Source organism: Microbacterium memoriense, from assembly GCF_025398275.1.
Taxonomy (GTDB): Bacteria; Actinomycetota; Actinomycetes; order Actinomycetales; family Microbacteriaceae; genus Microbacterium; species Microbacterium memoriense.
Window position 1 is genome coordinate 19,904 of record NZ_JAODOR010000017.1, and the last position, 16,567, is coordinate 36,470.

At 69.0% G+C, this 16,567-nt stretch carries 13 protein-coding genes; 9 read left to right on the forward strand and 4 right to left on the reverse strand.

Features of this window, described 5'->3' with window-relative positions; translation table 11 throughout:
* Positions 1–49 precede the first annotated feature (49 nt).
* From N4R40_RS12715 to N4R40_RS12730, 4 genes are all read left to right on the forward strand, one after another.
* The gene (locus N4R40_RS12715; RefSeq protein ID WP_261607752.1) at positions 50–337 is read left to right on the forward strand and encodes a DUF2277 domain-containing protein; all 288 of its coding nucleotides are present in this window, start codon (positions 50–52) and stop codon (positions 335–337) included.
* Positions 334–1,827: an MFS transporter gene (locus N4R40_RS12720; protein ID WP_261607753.1), complete on the forward strand. Its 1,494-nt coding sequence runs from the start codon at positions 334–336 to the stop codon at positions 1,825–1,827. The genes N4R40_RS12715 and N4R40_RS12720 overlap by 4 nt, the downstream gene beginning before the upstream one ends.
* Before the next feature lie 77 nt (positions 1,828–1,904).
* Positions 1,905–3,053 (forward strand): exonuclease SbcCD subunit D, encoded by a 1,149-nt coding sequence (locus tag N4R40_RS12725; RefSeq protein WP_261607754.1) that lies wholly within the window; start codon positions 1,905–1,907, stop codon positions 3,051–3,053.
* A 13-nt stretch (positions 3,054–3,066) separates the two neighbouring features.
* Positions 3,067–6,039 (forward strand): AAA family ATPase, encoded by a 2,973-nt coding sequence (locus N4R40_RS12730; RefSeq protein WP_261607755.1) that lies wholly within the window; start codon positions 3,067–3,069, stop codon positions 6,037–6,039.
* Between the two features lie 34 nt (positions 6,040–6,073).
* Here the strand turns inward: N4R40_RS12730 and N4R40_RS12735 are convergent, their stop codons facing one another.
* Together N4R40_RS12735 and N4R40_RS12740 are read right to left on the reverse strand one after the other, a co-directional pair.
* Complete coding sequence (locus N4R40_RS12735) at positions 6,074–6,856, reverse strand: hypothetical protein (RefSeq protein ID WP_261607756.1); 783 nt, start codon at positions 6,854–6,856, stop codon at positions 6,074–6,076.
* A 99-nt stretch (positions 6,857–6,955) separates the two neighbouring features.
* Positions 6,956–7,516, reverse strand: a complete 561-nt coding sequence (locus N4R40_RS12740; RefSeq protein ID WP_261607757.1) for a nucleosidase — start codon at positions 7,514–7,516, stop codon at positions 6,956–6,958.
* Between the two features lie 115 nt (positions 7,517–7,631).
* Between N4R40_RS12740 and N4R40_RS12745 the strand changes: the two genes are divergently transcribed.
* Positions 7,632–8,219: a hypothetical protein gene (locus tag N4R40_RS12745; protein ID WP_261607758.1), complete on the forward strand. Its 588-nt coding sequence runs from the start codon at positions 7,632–7,634 to the stop codon at positions 8,217–8,219.
* A gap of 14 nt (positions 8,220–8,233) precedes the next feature.
* Here N4R40_RS12745 and N4R40_RS12750 read toward each other — a convergent pair whose 3' ends face one another.
* Positions 8,234–10,333, reverse strand: a complete 2,100-nt coding sequence (locus tag N4R40_RS12750) for an NAD(+) synthase (RefSeq protein WP_261607759.1) — start codon at positions 10,331–10,333, stop codon at positions 8,234–8,236.
* Positions 10,334–10,503: 170 nt separating this feature from the next.
* Here N4R40_RS12750 and N4R40_RS12755 point away from each other — a divergent pair, with 170 nt between their 5' ends.
* Positions 10,504–14,025: a TM0106 family RecB-like putative nuclease gene (locus N4R40_RS12755; protein WP_261607760.1), complete on the forward strand. Its 3,522-nt coding sequence runs from the start codon at positions 10,504–10,506 to the stop codon at positions 14,023–14,025.
* A 112-nt stretch (positions 14,026–14,137) separates the two neighbouring features.
* A complete protein-coding gene (locus tag N4R40_RS12760; RefSeq protein ID WP_261607761.1) occupies positions 14,138–14,452 on the forward strand; it encodes a DUF3467 domain-containing protein in 315 nt (104 codons plus the stop codon).
* Between the two features lie 4 nt (positions 14,453–14,456).
* On the opposite strand, the gene upp is transcribed toward N4R40_RS12760, so the two are convergent.
* Positions 14,457–15,092: a uracil phosphoribosyltransferase gene (gene upp, locus N4R40_RS12765; RefSeq protein ID WP_261607762.1), complete on the reverse strand. Its 636-nt coding sequence runs from the start codon at positions 15,090–15,092 to the stop codon at positions 14,457–14,459.
* A 72-nt stretch (positions 15,093–15,164) separates the two neighbouring features.
* Here upp and N4R40_RS12770 point away from each other — a divergent pair, with 72 nt between their 5' ends.
* Positions 15,165–15,596 (forward strand): nucleoside deaminase, encoded by a 432-nt coding sequence (locus N4R40_RS12770; RefSeq protein WP_261607806.1) that lies wholly within the window; start codon positions 15,165–15,167, stop codon positions 15,594–15,596.
* A 48-nt stretch (positions 15,597–15,644) separates the two neighbouring features.
* Positions 15,645–16,565 (forward strand): DUF808 domain-containing protein, encoded by a 921-nt coding sequence (locus N4R40_RS12775; protein WP_261607763.1) that lies wholly within the window; start codon positions 15,645–15,647, stop codon positions 16,563–16,565.
* Positions 16,566–16,567: the final 2 nt, after the last annotated feature.

Genomic DNA, 16,567 nt, shown 5'->3' on the forward strand with positions numbered 1-16,567 from the left:
CGAGGGTAGGCCCTGGTTCGAGTCCGACGCTGAGCGTACGGTGAAGGGCATGTGCCGGAACATCCACACGCTCCACAACTTCGAGCCCGCTGCGACGCAGGATGAGGTGCACGCCGCCGCGTTGCAGTACGTCCGCAAGATCTCCGGCACGACCAAACCGTCGCGCGCCAATCAAGAAGCGTTCGACCACGCTGTCGCCGAGATCGCGCATATCACGGGGCACCTTCTGGCGGACATGGTCGCCGCCGTGCCGCCGAAGAACCGTGAAGAGGAAGCGGCGAAGGCCCGCGCCCGGGCCGAAAAGTCGGGCCGCTACTCTCCCCGCATCGCCTCGTGACGGCGCCGGAGACCGCCAGCATCCCGCTCAGCGGCGGTCAGCGCTGGCGCGCGTTCTGGGTGTGCGTGTCGGTCGCGGCGCTGACGATCCTCGATCTCTCGAAGGTCAACGTCGCGTTGCCCTCGATCGAGAAGGCTCTGGGCGCCCAGTCGACCGAACTGCAACTCGTCGTCTCGGGATACGTCCTGTGCTTCGGGCTGGCCCTCGTTCCGTTCGGCCGGCTGGGGGACCAGCGCTCCCGCAAAACCCTCTTCGTCATCGGACTGAGCCTGTTCACGCTCACCAGCATCGTGTGCGCTCTCGCGCCGACCGTCGAGGTCCTGCTCATCGCCCGACTCATCCAGGGTGTGGCCGCCGGCATCCAAATGCCGCAGGTCATCGGCACCATCCAGCAACTGTTCGTCGGCGCTGAGCGCGGCCGTGCGTTCGGACTTTTCGGCGCGACGATCGGCATCGCGACGGCATTCGGGCCGACCCTCGGCGGCCTGATGATCGCCGTCGGCGGTCCCACCGACGGGTGGCGGTACATCTTCTGGATGAACGTGCCGCTCTGCCTCCTGGTGCTCGTCGGCGTCCTCGCTCTGCTCCCGCGGACCCGGAAGCGCGCGCCGGGAAAAGTCCAGCTCGACCCGGTCGGTGTCCTTCTTTTCGGGCTCACGGTGATCGCGCTGATGTTCCCCTTCCTGTTCACGACGGGCTCGCCCGACGACGACCCGCGCCGATGGTGGACGCTGACGCTCTTCGCCGTCTTCGCCGCGGCATTCGTGTGGTGGGAGCGCCAATATTCGGATGCCGGGAAGAGCCCGCTCATCCCGCTCTCGCTGTTCGGGATCTCGTCGTACCGCAACGGCACCCTGATCGTGTCGGCGTACTTCACGGCGATCCCGGCGATGTTCCTGCTCACGACACTGTTCCTGCAGCTGGGTGTCGGTCTCGAGCCCGTCTACGCGGGCATGGTGTCGATCGGATTCGCCGTCCTCAGCGCCGCGTCGGCGTGGGTCGGCGGAAACCTGGTCAGTCGCCTCGGCCGACCGCTCGTGGTGTGGGGGCTGGGGATCGTGCTGTTCTCGACGGCCGCATTGACGGTCGTCGCGTACCTGCTTCCCGTCGAGATCGTCGCGTACGCGATGGCGGCGGTCATGGCGGTCGCCGGTCTCGGCGCCGGGCTGGTCGTCGCCCCCAACCAGACGTTGACCCTCGCCGACATCCCGACGCGCGAAGGCGGGCTCGCCGGATCCGTCGGGCAGTTGGGTCAACGCATCGGCACGGCCGTCGGAACAGCGGTCGCCCTTTCGCTGTTCTACGCCGCGATCTATCGCGACGACTCCGAGACCCATTCGCTCGACGTCTACCACCAGGCGTACGCGTACGGGATGGTCGCGGTCGGAGTCTTCCTGGGCCTCGCCTTCTTGCTCGGCGTCGTCGACCTCGGCGCCCGGCGGCGCGCACGCTCCGGGGACGCCGAGGCCGACCTCACGCCCGAGATCTGATCCGCATCGAGGGCGGATGCCGCCACCCGCCGCCGGCTTGCGACCCGATGTCGGAGGCTCCTCGTAGCGTGGAGGACATGCGGATCCTGCACACCTCTGACTGGCACATCGGGCGGACTTTCCACGGTCATTCCACGCTCGATGCGCTGCGGGGTGTGCTCGAGGCGCTCACTGCGCAGGTGCGCGAAGAGCGGGTCGACGTGGTGATCGTCGCCGGTGACGTGTTCGACTCCGCGACACCCGCGGCGGCGTGCTACACGCTCCTCTCGGACACTCTTCTCGCGCTCGCCGACGCCGGTGCTCAGGTCATCGTCACGAGTGGCAACCACGATTCCGCAGCCCGACTCGGGTTCCAGGCCGCGCTGCTGCGTGGCGGCATCCGGGTGCTCACCGATCCGGCGGCGATCGCGGCGCCGGTCACGGTCGACGATGCGTACGGTCCGGTGCACTTCTACGGCATCCCTTTCCTCGAGCCGGCCCTCCTGCGTCACGTGTGGCCCGGTGTGCGTGCCCAGCGCGACGTCCTCGCGCACGCCATGGACCTCGTCCGTGACGACCTCGCTCGTCGGGGCGGACGCTCGGTCGCGATCGCGCACTGTTTCGCGGCCGGGGTCGAGGCGACACCGCAGCTCGAGCGCGACATTCAGCAGGGCGGTCTCGACGTCGTGCCGATCAGTGCGTTCGACGGGGTCGATTACGCCGCCCTCGGTCACATCCACGGGCGCCAGACGCTCGCGGAGAACGTCCGCTACGCGGGGGCTCCGGTGCATTACTCCTTCGGCGAGGGTGACAAGCCTCGTGGCTCGTGGCTCGTGGAGCTGAACGCCGAGGGACTCTCCCGCGTCGAGTGGCTCGCGCTTCCGGTGCCTCGGCGGCTCGTCACGCTGCGAGGTCCCCTCGAGAACCTGCTGACCGACGCCGCGCATCTCGCGGCGGAGGATGCCTGGGTCTGCGCTGTCTATACCGACACGCTCCCCGAGCGTGATCCGCTGCGTCGGCTTCAGGAGCGTTTTCCGCACTGCGCCATGGTCTCCCATGCTCCCGCCGATGCGCGCGTCGACGATGGTCGCACCTATGTCCAGCGCGTCCGCGCGGCGCGCAGCGATGCCGAGCTCGTCGACATGTTCCTCCAGCACGTCCGTGAGGGCGAGGGAGCGAGCGAACGCGAGGCCGAGATCCTGCGGAACGTCCTCGATGAGCGCGTGCGCGTCGAGGTGCTGACATGAGGGCGGCCGAGCGGTGAAGCTCCACAGGCTCGACCTCACCGGGTTCGGGCCCTTCCGTGAGACGCAGACCGTCGACTTCGGTGCGTTCGACGCGGACGGCGTGTTCCTCATCACCGGACGCACGGGTGCCGGCAAGTCGAGCATCCTCGATGGCGTCAGCTTCGCGCTCTACGGCTCCGTGCCCCGCTACGAGACCGGCGAGCGTCGTCTGCGCAGCGATCACTGCTTCCTCGGCGATCCGACCCAGGTGCGACTCGAGTTCACCGTCGGCGATCGGCGGTGGCGAGTCACCCGGGCTCCCGAATACGATCGACCCGCGAAGCGCGGTGGAGGGCTCACGACCGAGCCGACGCGTGCGGAACTCGAAGAGCACGTCGACGGGGTGTGGGTCGGTCGGGCGGCCAAGCCGCGCGAGGTCGGCATCCTGCTCGACGAAGAGATCGGGCTGAACGCGCAGCAGTTTCAGCAGGTCATCCTGCTCGCGCAGAACAAGTTCTCCCGGTTCTTGCTTGCGGGAAATGACGAGCGGCAGACGCTGCTGCGGACGCTGTTCGGCACGCGCCGCTTCGAGAAGTACACGAGCGATCTGGAGCAGAGACGTCGCGACGCGCAGAAGGCGCACGATGCCGCCGACGCGCAGGTGACGACGATTCTCGCCCTCGCGGAGCGGCTGATCGATACGCACGACGTGGCCGGCGCCGACGACCGACCGGGCGATGTCGCAGGACGACGCGACGCTGCCGCGCTGGCTCTCCGACGCGCCGAATACCGACACGACGTCGCCCGAACCACGCGCGCGACCGCCGACGCTGCCGCGCGCGACGCTGCCGCCGCGCTCGCGGGGGCGACGGCGCACGATGCCGCCGTCGTCGAGCTCGAGGCCGCGCGGGCGGCACTGACCCGGCTGGAAAGCGACCTGCCGCGGATCGATGCCGACCGCAGGCGTCTCCTCCGCGGGCAGCACGCGGAGACGCTCCGCGCAACCGTGGAAGCCGCCGAGCGAGCGGTGATCGCGCACGCCGAGGCGGTCGAGGCATGTGCCCGTGCGCAGGCGGCGTGGCGGGCGGACGGCGGTGCGGGCGACCTCGACGAGGCGATCGAGCAGCTCACCGGAGACCTCGCCCTCTGGTCGACGGCCGCGCTGCGGGAACGCACGCTCGACGAGGCAGAGCGCACTCTGTCCGCCCAGGCGGAGGACCTCCGGCAGATCGCCGACGCCGTCGTCGCGCTCGACGGTGAGCTGGTGGAACTCCCTGCCCTGCGCGCGCGCATCGACGCCGACATTGCGGCATTGTCCCCCCGGGCGCAGCGCGGCGACGAGCTCCGCGCGCGACGTTCCACGCTCGCCATGATGATCGAAGCGACGATGGTGGCGTCCGGTCTTGCGGAGAGCCTGCGCGTGGCGGAAGAAGACTACGCACGCGACAGTGCGGTCGCCTCGGCCGCTGCGGAAGCGGTCACGGTTCTCCTGCAGCGACGTCTCGCGGGATACGCCGGCGAACTCGGCGCCGCACTCGTCGACGGTGAGCCGTGCGCGGTCTGCGGCTCGACCGCGCACCCGCGTCCGGCTGCCCCCGCGGGCGAACCCGTCACAGCCGACGATCTTGCGGCCGCCGAAGCGGAGCGCGATCGCACGGCCCAGTGCGCCCTCGCGGCGGGTGATCGAGCGCGGTCTGCGCGCGAGGCGCACGCGGAAGCTGCGGTCCGCTCCGGGGGGCGTCCACTCGCGGAACTCGAAGACGAGGCCCGCGCGTGCGCCGAGGAGATGCGTGACGCCGATGCGGCGGCGGCCCGTGCCGCGGAATTGGCAACCGAGCGGGCAGCCGTCGACCGACGATGGGTGGCCGTGCAGAACGATCGCGCGGACCAGGTCGCACACCGAGACCGGATCGCGCTGGAACACGCGGCGAACGTCCGCACGGTCACCGACCTGAGCACCGAGATCGCCGCGGCACGGGGCGAGTTCGCGACTGTCGCCGAGCGTGTCGCCGACGCCGTCGCACGACGCGACACGGCGCGATCCGCCGTCGCCGCGCGCGACGCGCTGTCCGAGCGCGTGCGCACCCTCACCGATGCGCTCGCCGATCGTGACACCCGCATCGCCGCGTCGGACTTCGCCGATGACGCCGAGGTGATGCGTGCGCTTCTCGATGAGCACGAGCGCATCCGCCTGGACGGAGAGGTCGCCGCGCACGCGGGAGAGCTGGCCACCGTCCGATCGCGGCTGCTGAGCCTGGAGCTCGACGTCCTCGACACGCCCCCCATGGATCTGGCCGCGACGCGACAAGCGGCATCCGACGCCGACGCGGCACGCGCCGCCGCGATCGGTGCCGAGCGCGATGCGCACAACGCCATGGTGCGGCTGCGGGATCTGCTCGCCGATGTCGACGCGGCGGCCGGCGCCAACGCGACGCTCGCCGACGAAGCGGCGATCATCACCCGCCTCGCCGACACGGTTGCCGGGCGGGCGCCGAACACCATGAAGATGGAGCTCGAGACCTTCGTCCTGGCCGCCGAACTCGAAGAGATCGTCGCCGCGGCCAATCTGCGACTCACGGAAATGTCCGCAGGGCGCTACACGCTCCACCACTCCGATGCGCGCGCAGCCCGTGGTCGAGCGTCGGGGCTCGCGATCGAGGTCCTCGACGCCTACACCGGACGCCTACGCTCGCCGCAGTCCCTGTCCGGGGGTGAGACGTTCCTCGCGTCCCTCGCGCTCGCCCTGGGCCTCGCCGAGGTCGTCACGTCGCGCGCGGGTGGCATCCGGCTCGACACCCTGTTCGTCGACGAGGGCTTCGGGTCGCTCGACCCCGAGACGCTCGAGTTGGCGATGCGCACTCTGGACGAGCTGCGCGCCGGAGGGCGCACGGTCGGGGTCATCAGCCACGTCGATGCTATGAAGGAACAGCTGCCCGCTCAGGTCACGGTTGAGGCAGCCGGCCAGGGGCCGAGCACGATCCGGCAAGACGCGACGATTTCACGCTGACACCGGGCCTCGTGCGGAGACCCGGTGCGTTGCGTCACTGCAGGTAGGTCTGCGCCGACTCCAGCACCGACTCGTAGAGCTGGCGCAGAACATCCGCTGGGACGACGTCGCCCGATTGCGCGACGGTCGCGTCGACGATCGCGTCGATCCCGCCTTCGCCCGCGATCAGCAGCGTCTGACCCATGAGCACGAGCTGGTCATCGGGGAAGACACTCTGCACGATGTCGGGCGTGATCGTGGCGTCCACCGACGCCATGAGCTCGTTCACTTTGGGGCGCACGTCCGCGAGAAATGCCGCCTCGGCATCGGCATCCGGTGCAGCGGGGGTGGCCTCGTCGCTCGGCTGCACGATCGCTCCGTCGTCGCTCGGGGCGGCGCTCGGAGCGGCCGAGACCTCGGGAGCGGATTCGGAGGAAGAGGTGCCCGATGCGGCAAGTCCGAACACGACGAGCGAGAAGATCAGCGCGAACGATCCGATCACGCTGCCGACGACAGACAGAATCAGCGCCGTGACGCTGATTCCCTTGCCGCCGTTGCGCTTGCCGATGAGTCCGATCAGCGAGAAGACGAACGCGGCCAGCAAGAGCAGGGCCGCGAGCAGTGCGAAGCCGAAGCCGACCCACAGAATCGGGACGAAGCCGACGAGTGCCGCCACCACTCCGGCGATGGCGAGCGCCAACGCGGTCCACGCGATGCGCTTCGTGCGGGTGTCGGGAGCGGTCGGGCCCGAGGCATACGCGGGCGGCGGGTAGGCCGCCGTGGCCTGGTCATCGGCGGGGGTGTTTTCGGGAGGCGTGTTCGGCGGAGTGGTCGACATCGGATCCTCTGTTCTGTGCGTGCGCACGGTACGTCGCGCCCCCGACGGGCGGGTCGGCGCTGACTTCGAGGATACCCGGGGCTGGTTGCGGCGGCCCGATCAGCGAGTCGCCGACAGGCGCTGTACTTCCGTGTAGAGCTCCGCGCTGCAGGCCGCCACGGCATCGCGCCAGTCGGTGATCGCATCACCCTGCGCGTCGTCCGACACGGCTTTGAGCACCCGGATCGGCACCCCGAACTGCTGCGCCACCCAGATGTACGCGTACGTCTCCATGTCCACGAGCAGAGCGTCGAGCGCGCGGATGTGCGCGACGGCGTCGCCATCGTCGACGAAGTGATCACCGGTGGCGATGGTCACCCCGCCGGCGCGGCCGGTCACCACACGAGACGGAAGCGAGACATGCTGACCGGCGATGCCGTCGATGTCGGTGACATCGTGCTGGATCGCGGCCGTCACGTCGAACACCCCGCGGGTACCGGGAACCACCGACCCCGCCGTGCCGACGACGAGGATCTCGTCGTAGTCGGCGGCATCCAGTCGCCGTGTCAGCGCGTAGGCCGCCTGCAGCTTCCCGGGACCCGTCACCAGGCGGTCGTAGCCGTCCAGCTCAGCGGGAAAGGCGACGAGTTCGGACGCGAGCGCGGCCACGAGAAGTTTCACTTCCTCATTGTCTCAGGGGAGTCTGGCCCGCGGACGGTTTTCCCCGGGACGTCGGGTCCCACTCGTGGTCGAAGTGGGCCAGGATGGGGGAGATCGACGCATCCGAAGGAGCGATATGGCACTGCAGACGATTCTCTTGGACACTCCCGCGGGAGTCGACGCGCGCCTGGGGTGGGACCCGGGAACCACCGTGCACCACCGCCGCCGCATCATCGCCAAGGAGTTGATCGCCGCCAAGCTCGGCTGTGAAACCACAGATGTCAAGATCGAGCGGGAAGCGCCGCGCGGGTTCGGTTATCACACGCGGTTGATCGCTTCGCGTGACGGTCAGGAGCTGCCGATCGCGATCGTCACCGCCAGCTACCGCGCCGCGACGGTCGTCGCGATCTGCGACCCTGGGCTTCCCCTCGGCGTCGACATCCGCGACATGCACCCGGAACCGGCCGACATCCGTCAGATGCAGAAGCACTCCCATCTGCTCGACGAGGGCAACATCCCCGATCTGCTGCACCACTGGGTGTGCGTCCAGGCGGTCCTCGAAGCGGATGGCCGCGGCGTGCGCGTCGCGCCCGATCATGTCCAGCTCGACACCGGTCGGCGCAAGGGCTGGCTGCCCGACCGCAAGATGAAGTACGCCCTCACCGATGCGTCGCGCGAAGGGTGGGTCATCACGATCGCATCGGGCACGCTGCCGACGGTGTAACGCTCGCTCGTCAGTCAGTCGCCGCGCTCTGTGAGCGCGGCATCCAACTCGGCGAGCCACGCGGCGGGGTTGCCGTCGCTCGGCGCACGCCAGTCACCACGGGGTGACAGAGACCCGGCCGGCAGCACCTTCGGACCGTTGGGGATCGCCGTGCGTTTGAATTGTGCGAACCCGAAGAACCGCTGCAGGAACACCCGCAGCCACCGCACGATCTCCTCGCGATCGTAGGCGTAGCGGTCTGCGGCAGGGAACCCGGGCGGCCACGCTCCGGCATCCGGATCCGACCACGCCTGCTCGGCGAGGAAGACGATCTTCGACGGCCGGATACCGTAACGCAGCACGTGGAACAGAGCGAAATCATGCAGCGCGTACGGACCGATCGTGTCCTCGGTCGACTGCACCTTGCCGTCCTGGCCCGCCGGGACGAGCTCGGGGCTGATCTCGGTGTCGAGAACCGACTGGAGGACGACTTTGGCTTCCGGAGCGAGGGTGTCGTCGTCGGAGTGCGCGATCACCCACCGGATGAGGTGCTGGATGAGCGTCTTCGGCACACCGGCGTTGACCGCGTAGTGGCTCATCTGGTCGCCGACGCCGTACGTCGCCCAGCCGAGTGCGAGCTCGGAGAGGTCGGATGTACCGACGACGAACCCGCCGTTCTGATTGGCCAGTCGGAACAGGAAGTCGGTGCGTGCGCCGGCTTGGACGTTCTCGAAAGTCACGTCGTAGACCGGCTCGCCGTCGGCGAACGGATGCTTGATCCCCTTGAGGAGCTCACCAGCCATCGGGCGGATGTCGATCGTTTCGATCGTCGCTCCGATCGCCTCGGCGAGTGCGATCGCGTTCGACTTGGTGTGGTCGCTCGTGGCGAATCCGGGCATCGTGTACGCGAGGATGTCGCTGCGCGGGCGCCCCATCCGATCCATCGCCCGCGCCACGACGAGCAGGGCGTGAGTGGAGTCGAGTCCCCCGCTCACCCCGATGACGGGCTTCGGCTGCCCGATCGCCCGCATCCGCTGCTCGAGGCCGGAGACCTGGATGTTGAAGGCCTCATAGCAATCCTGGTCGAGGCGTGCGGCGTCGTCCGGCACGAAAGGGAAGCGATCGAGTGGACGACGCAGGTCCGTGAGGGACGCCGTCGGCTGCAGAGTGAAGTCGAACTCGATGAAGTCATCGCGCGGGGTGTCTGTCGGGTCGAGCTCGGCGAGTCGGTTGTCGTCGAACGTCCCCTGTCGCAGCCGATCCTGCCGGAGTCGGTCGAGGTCGATGTCCGCCAGCGCCGTGCGTGGGCCGTCGGGGAACCGCTCGGTTTCGGCGAGGAGATTGCCCGCCTCGTAGATCATCGTCTGGCCGTCCCACGAGACGTCGTTGGTCGATTCGCCCCGGCCCGCGGCGGCGTAGGCATATGCCGCGAGACAGCGAAGCGATTGTGACTGCACGAGCGAGCGCCGGTCCTCGGCGCGCGCGATCGTGATCGGACTGCCCGACAGATTGACGATGACCGTCGCGCCGGCCAGCGCCGCGCGCGACGACGGCGGAACCGGCACCCACAGGTCCTCGCAGATCTCGACCGCGAGCACGAGCCCGGGCACGTCGATGGCACGGAACAGGAGATTCGTGCCGAACATGGCCTCGACGCTGCCGTCCTCACCCTCGACGCCCAGCCGGACCGGACCGCCGAACTCCGGGCCCGACGCGTACCAGCGACGTTCGTAGAACTCGCGATATGTCGGGAGGTAGGTTTTCGGAACCACGCCCATGACCTCGCCGCGGTGGATGACGACCGCACAGTTGTAGAGCCGATTGCGCACGCGCAGAGGTGCGCCGACGACGAGGACCGGCATGAGGTCGACGGATGCTGCGGCGATCTCGAGCAGGGCGGCTTCCGTCGCGTCCAAGACGGGGTCCTGGAGGACAAGGTCGTCGATCGCGTATCCCGTCAGGCAGAGCTCGGGGAACACCGCGACCGCCGCGCCGTCGGCGTGCGCCGCGCGGGCGGCGTCGAGCACCGCGGCGGCGTTTCTGGCCGGGTCGGCGATCGCGACCGGGATCGTGCACGCGGCGACGCGCGCAAAGCCGTGACGGTACGGGTTCTCGAACGGCAGACTCTCGCTCACGGCACCAGTCTGTCAGTAGGGACAGCGTCGAGCGTGGCGAAAGCAGGCTGGATCGTCCGCAGACGCTCGTGTCGGGGCCGGATGTCGTCGTTCGCCCTGCTTCCGGCGCAAGAAGGCGATCCGCGGCGCGTGTCGTGGGCCCCGGCTAGGGTCGATCGCGGAAGGGTGACATGCGATACATCGAAGACGAAGGTCGGATCGTCTGGAGCGCGAGCGACCTGAAGAGCGCAGCGGAGTGTGAATTCGCCTGGCTTCGGAAGATCGACGCGAAACTCGGCCGCGTGCCGGCTGTCGTCGACCCGCAGGACCTCACTCTCGAACGCGCGGGAAAGCTCGGAACACAGCACGAGGTGCGCGTGCTCGAGCACTATCGGGCGCAGTTTCCGGGTCGCGTCGTCGAAATCGCCGCCGTTCACTCCTCCGACGTCGACGCCCTCGGCGCGGCGGTCTTGGCCACCGAGGCAGCGCTCGCCGATCCCCACGTCGAGGTCGTCTATCAGGCCGCCTTCTCGACGGAGGAGTTCGTCGGGTTCGCCGACTTCCTCGTGCGCGACTCCGTCGGCGAGGGGCGCCCCTGGGTCGTCCAAGACACGAAGCTCGCCCGGCACGCGCGCGTGACCGCACTCATGCAGCTGGCCGCTTATGTCGATCAGCTCGACCGGCTGCAGATCCCCCGCGCGGATCGGGTGGAACTCCTGCTGGGTGACGGCAGCACGTCGACGCATGCCGTCCGTGATCTCTTGCCCGTGTTCGGCCTGCGTCGCAACCGTCTGCGCGCCCTCATCGCCGACCGAGACCTCGCCGCCGGGGCAGGCGGCGCGCCCCTGGCGTGGGGGGACGACCGGGGGAGTCTGCGTGTCGTCGCGTGCGGCCGGTGCGCCACGTGCGACCTCGAGGTCGTCGCCCAACGCGACCTGCTGCTCGTCGCGGGCATGCGGCCTGTGCAACGCGAGCGACTTCGCGCCGCTGGCATCCATACGATCGACGACCTCGCCGCGGCGCGGCAGGTTCCCGACCGCATGTCGGGAGACACCTTCGCGGGACTGCGGACCCAGGCCGCCCTCCAACTCACCAGCCCGGCGGGAGGTGTCGACGCCCCGACGGGCTCCGGCCCCGGCGGCCCATCGGTGCCCACCTACGAGGTCGTCTTCCCGCGCGCGATCGGTGCGCTCCCGCGCCCGGATCGCGGTGACCTCTTTTTCGATTTCGAGGGTGATCCGCTCTACACCGAGACGCCGAGCGCAGGCTCCGCACCCCAGTGGGGCATCGACTATCTCTTCGGCTGGGTCGACACCGATGAGCAATACACGCCGCTGTGGGCGCACTCGTTCGCCGACGAGAAGCAGGCGCTCCAGGACTTCCTCGATTTTGTGGCGCTGCGTCGGCGCGCGCACCCGGCGATGCACATCTATCACTACGCCCCGTACGAGCCGACGCACCTGCTCGCGATGGCCGCCCGCTACGGCGTTCGCGAAGGCGATGTCGACCAACTGCTGCGCGAGGGTGTCTTCGTCGATCTCTACCCGGTGGTGCGCCGCGCCCTGCGGGTCGGCTCGCGGTCGTATTCGATCAAGAAGCTCGAGCCGCTCTACATGGGTCCGGACGTGCGTACCAGCGACGTGCAGAAGGGTGATGACTCGATCGTCCGCTACGTCCTGTCCCGCGACCTTCTCGACGCGGGCGATGCCGCGGGTTCACAGGCCATCCTCGACGACCTCGCCGACTACAACCGCTACGACTGCGTCTCGACGCGGCGTCTGCGCGACTGGCTCGTCGACCGTGCGCGCGAAGCGCATCTCGTGCCTTCCGCGGACACCGATCCTGCCGAGCGCCCCTATGAACCGTCCCCGCGCGCCGAGACGCTCGGGAGGCTGGCGGCAGTGGCCGGTGACGACCACGAAGCCGCCGCGCTTCGGTTGGGGTCGGCCGCGATCGACTATTACCCGCGCGAGTCCAAGACGTTCTGGGCGACGCACTTCCTCCGCCTGCGTGAGCCGGTGTCGATCTGGGAAGACACCCGCGATGTCGTCGTGCTCGATCACGATCGGTGCCGCGTCCTCACCGATTGGCACCTGCCGGAGGGCGCTCGTGTCGCGCGCCGCGTCGTGGAACTGCGCGGCGATCTCGCGCCGGGCACCAAACTCACCGTCGGATCGGAGGCGTACGCGCTCTACGACCTGCCGACGCCGTTCCCGCTCGAGCCCAGCCCGCGCTGGATCCACGGAGCCCGAACCCTCAAGATCGTCGACGTGCTCGATGACGGCGTCATCGTCGAAGAGAACTCGATCCAAGGGTTCACCTGGGTGGAGCTGCCGATCGCGCTCACGCCGCCGTCGCCCCCCCATGCGGGCAGCCAGCAGACGGCGATCGACCAGTGGGCGGATGCCGTGATCTCCGCGTCGCCATCTTTCCCCGCCGATGCCGCCACCGATCTGCTTCTGCGGCGCGCACCCCGCACCGGCACGGGTGCGCTGCACCGCGGGACCGGTGACGACGTCGCCGACATCGCGCGCACGGTCATCGATCTCGACCACAGCTACCTTGCGGTGCAGGGTCCTCCGGGGACGGGGAAGACCTACGTCGGATCGCACGTCGTCGCCCAGCTGGTGCGCGAGCGGGGGTTCAGAGTCGGGATCGTCGCCCAGTCGCACGCCGTCGTCGAGAACATGCTGGAGCGCATCGTCGTCGCCGGCGTTCCCCGTGAGCAGGTCGGCAAAGCGCCGAAGGGGCCGGCATCCGACTCTGCCGCCTTCACGCCGATCGCCAAAAACGGCTACGCGGCCTTCGCCGAGGCGCATCCGGAGGGGTTCGTGATCGGCGGGACGGCGTGGGACCTCAGCCATGCCGGGCGGGTCCCGCGCGGAAGCCTCGACCTCCTCGTGATCGACGAGGCCGGGCAGTTCTCGCTCGCGTCGACGATCGCGGTATCGGTCTCGGCGCGACGACTACTTCTGTTGGGCGACCCCCAGCAGTTGCCGCAAGTGAGCCAGGGAACGCATCCCGAGCCGGTCGACACCTCGGCACTCGGCTGGATCATGGACGGTGCCGCTGTCATCCCGGAAGATCGCGGCTACTTCCTGGCACAGACCCGGCGGATGCGGCCGGAGGTCGCCGAACCCGTCTCCCAGCTCAGCTACGAGGGAAAGCTCGCCGCGCACCCCTCGACGGCGGGACGGCGTCTGGAGGGCGTGGATGCCGGTGTCATCCCGGTGGCGCTCGGTCATACCGGCAACGCCACCCAGTCGCCGGAAGAGGCGGCGGTCGTCGTCGACCTGGTGCGCGACCTCATCGGGCGTTCGTGGATTTCGGCCGCCGGCGTGGCGCCCAGAGCGCTCACCGAGAACGACCTGATCGTCGTGACGCCCTACAACGCCCAGCAGGTGCTGGTCGAAGAGGCGCTCGCCGCCGCCGGCTTCGACGAGGTACCCGTCGGGACCGTCGACAAATTCCAAGGTCAGGAGGCGGCAGTGGCGATCGTGTCCCTGGCGGCCTCTTCCGGGCGGGATGCTCCGCGAGGGCTCGACTTCCTCCTGCTGCAGAACCGACTCAATGTCGCCGTCTCGCGCGCCGAGCACACGGCCTACGTCGTCTACGGCACGGGGCTCCTCGACGACCTCCCGCGGACCGCCGAGGGTGTCGCTCGGCTCAGCGCATTCGCCCGGCTCGTCGGGCGGGTGCCGTCGCCGCAATGAGACGCTGACGGATGCCCGTTCCTGCCCGATACCGCTGTCCCCGGCATCCGCGAGCGCGCTCTCCGAGAGCTCCTTCGGGCCTAGACTCGCCTCCACGACGAGGGGAGACATCATGGTCGACGAGGCACCGCGGCAGTTCGAAATCGATCTGCCCCCCGAAGCCATCCCCGGCAGCTATGCCGATTTCGCGAATGTGTGGCATACGCCGGACGTGTTCGTGATGGATTTCGTCTCGCTGGTGCGGCCGCCGCGAGAAGACGTGGATGCCGAGGGCACGACCGTGACGGTCGTCCCCGGACGGGTCGTTCAACGGATCCGGATCCCTCCGCAGCAGGTGTTCGAGCTGGCGAAAGCCCTCACCCAGCAACTCGAGTTCTGGGAGCAGGAGACCGGGCGTCGGGCGCCCTCGCCCCTCGACGGCCCCTGAGTCTTTACTCGGCGGTGCCGTAGAGGCGATCGCCCGCGTCGCCGAGGCCGGGAACGATGTATCCCTTTTCGTTCAGGCGCTCATCCAGCGATCCCAGCACGAGGGTGACATCGCGGTCGCCGACCTGCTCCTGGATCTTCGCGACGCCCTCCGGGGCGCCGAGGATGCAGATCGCGGTGACGTCTTGCGCGCCGCGGGCGAAGAGGAAGTCGATCGCGGCGCCGAGCGACCCGCCGGTGGCGAGCATGGGGTCCAGGACGAAGCACTGCCGATCGCTGAGATCGGCCGGCAAGCGCTCGGCATAGGTGACCGGCTCGAAGGTCTCTTCATCGCGAGCCATGCCGAGGAAACCTACCTCGGCGGTCGGGAGCAGCTTCACCATTCCGTCCAGCATGCCGAGTCCGGCGCGAAGGATCGGGACGACGAGCGGACGAGGCTCGCTGATGCGCACACCGATCGTCGTGGTGACCGGGGTCTGGATCTCGATGTCCTCGACCCGCACGTTGCGGGTCGCCTCGTAGGCCAGGAGCGTCACCAGCTCTTCCGTGAGCTGCCGGAACACCGGAGACGGTGTGCGCTTGTCGCGCAACACGGTGAGCTTATGGGTGATGAGGGGGTGGTCAGCCACGTGCACGCGCATGTCGCTCAGCCTACGCGGTCCGCGTACGCTGAGCGCGTGAGCCTGCCCACCGACCCGCACCTCAGCGCCGCGATGGAGCAGGCGCTGGTTCTCGCGGCGGAGGCGGCGGAAGCGGGCGACATCCCCGTGGGAGCTGTCGTGCTCGACGCGACCGGGGGGGTCATCGGCATGGGCCGGAATCTGCGCGAGGTCACCGGGGACCCGACGGCGCACGCCGAGGTCGTCGCCCTTCGTGCGGCGGCGGCCGCATCCGGATCGTGGAACCTCGCGGGGTGCACGCTCGTGGTGACCCTCGAGCCGTGCGTCATGTGCGCGGGCGCGATCCTGCAATCACACGTGACGCGGGTGGTCTTCGGTGCGTGGGACGAGAAGGCCGGGGCCGCTGGATCGCTCTACGACGTCCTCCGCGACCGGCGACTGCCGGTCCGCGCCGAGGTGGTCGCGGGCGTCCGGGCCGAGGAAGCATCCGCCGTGCTGCGTTCGTTCTTCGACGCGCGCCGCTAACCTGTCAAGCCGGGGCGCACTCGTTCCGCACGATACCCAGGGGGTCCTATGTCGGTCGGTCTGCTCGCTGTCGTCGACGATATCCTCACCGCAGCGCTCAAGGCATCCGCCAAGACGGCCGGAGTCGTCATCGACGATGCCGCCGTCACCCCCCAATACGTTCAGGGGATCACGCCGGCGCGCGAGCTTCCCGTCGTCGGAAAAATCGCTCTCGGATCGCTCGCGAACAAGTTCCTCATCATCATCCCGATCGCGCTGCTGCTGACGGCGTTCGCCCCATGGGTCCTCCCGTTCCTTCTCATCATCGGTGGCGCCTACCTCTGCTTCGAGGGTGCCGAGAAGGTGCTCGAGTGGTTCGGCTTCGCGCACGGGCACGCCGACGACGGTGCCCGTGACGAGAAGAAGCTCGTGCTCGGTGCCGTGCGCACGGACCTGATCCTCTCGACCGAGATCATGCTGATCTCCCTCGCGAGTCTCGACGCCGGCATGGGTATCTGGACGACCCTCGCGGTCCTCGCCGTGATCGCCCTGATGATGACCGTGATCGTCTACGGCGCCGTCGCCCTGCTCGTCAAGATCGACGACATCGGCCTCAAGATGGCCAAGAGCCGCGACGTCCGCGTGCGCCACACCGGCACGCGCATCGTCCGGTCGATGCCGGTCGTCTTCCGCGTGATCAGCGTCATCGGTACCGTCGCGATGCTGTGGGTCGGTGGGCACCTCGTGCTCGCCAACCTGGATGAGGTGGGCGTGCACGTCGTCGGCGACCTGGTCCACAGCGTGGAGCACCTGCTCGAACCGCTGGGGCCCGTGATCGTCTGGATCGGCGACACGATCGTCTCGGCGATCGCCGGGTTGACCCTCGGCCTCGTGATCGTGGGGATCGTGCTCGGCATCGGCAAGATCCTCGGCCGTCGGCCGAGCTTCAGCGAAGGTGGCGCATCGCCCGCCACGCACGGACGTGCGTGAAG

Bases quoted from the DNA above. Each gene is read 5' to 3' on its own strand.
- N4R40_RS12760 (WP_261607761.1), top strand. From the start codon at position 14,138: ATGGTCGACGAGGCACCGCGGCAGTTCGAAATCGATCTGCCCCCCGAA.
- N4R40_RS12725 (WP_261607754.1), top strand. From the start codon at position 1,905: ATGCGGATCCTGCACACCTCTGACTGGCACATCGGGCGGACTTTCCAC.
- N4R40_RS12775 (WP_261607763.1), top strand. From the start codon at position 15,645: ATGTCGGTCGGTCTGCTCGCTGTCGTCGACGATATCCTCACCGCAGCG.
- N4R40_RS12735 (WP_261607756.1), bottom strand. From the start codon at position 6,856: ATGTCGACCACTCCGCCGAACACGCCTCCCGAAAACACCCCCGCCGAT.
- upp (WP_261607762.1), bottom strand. From the start codon at position 15,092: ATGCGCGTGCACGTGGCTGACCACCCCCTCATCACCCATAAGCTCACC.
- N4R40_RS12715 (WP_261607752.1), top strand. From the start codon at position 50: ATGTGCCGGAACATCCACACGCTCCACAACTTCGAGCCCGCTGCGACG.
- N4R40_RS12755 (WP_261607760.1), top strand. From the start codon at position 10,504: ATGCGATACATCGAAGACGAAGGTCGGATCGTCTGGAGCGCGAGCGAC.
- N4R40_RS12745 (WP_261607758.1), top strand. From the start codon at position 7,632: ATGGCACTGCAGACGATTCTCTTGGACACTCCCGCGGGAGTCGACGCG.
- N4R40_RS12770 (WP_261607806.1), top strand. From the start codon at position 15,165: ATGGAGCAGGCGCTGGTTCTCGCGGCGGAGGCGGCGGAAGCGGGCGAC.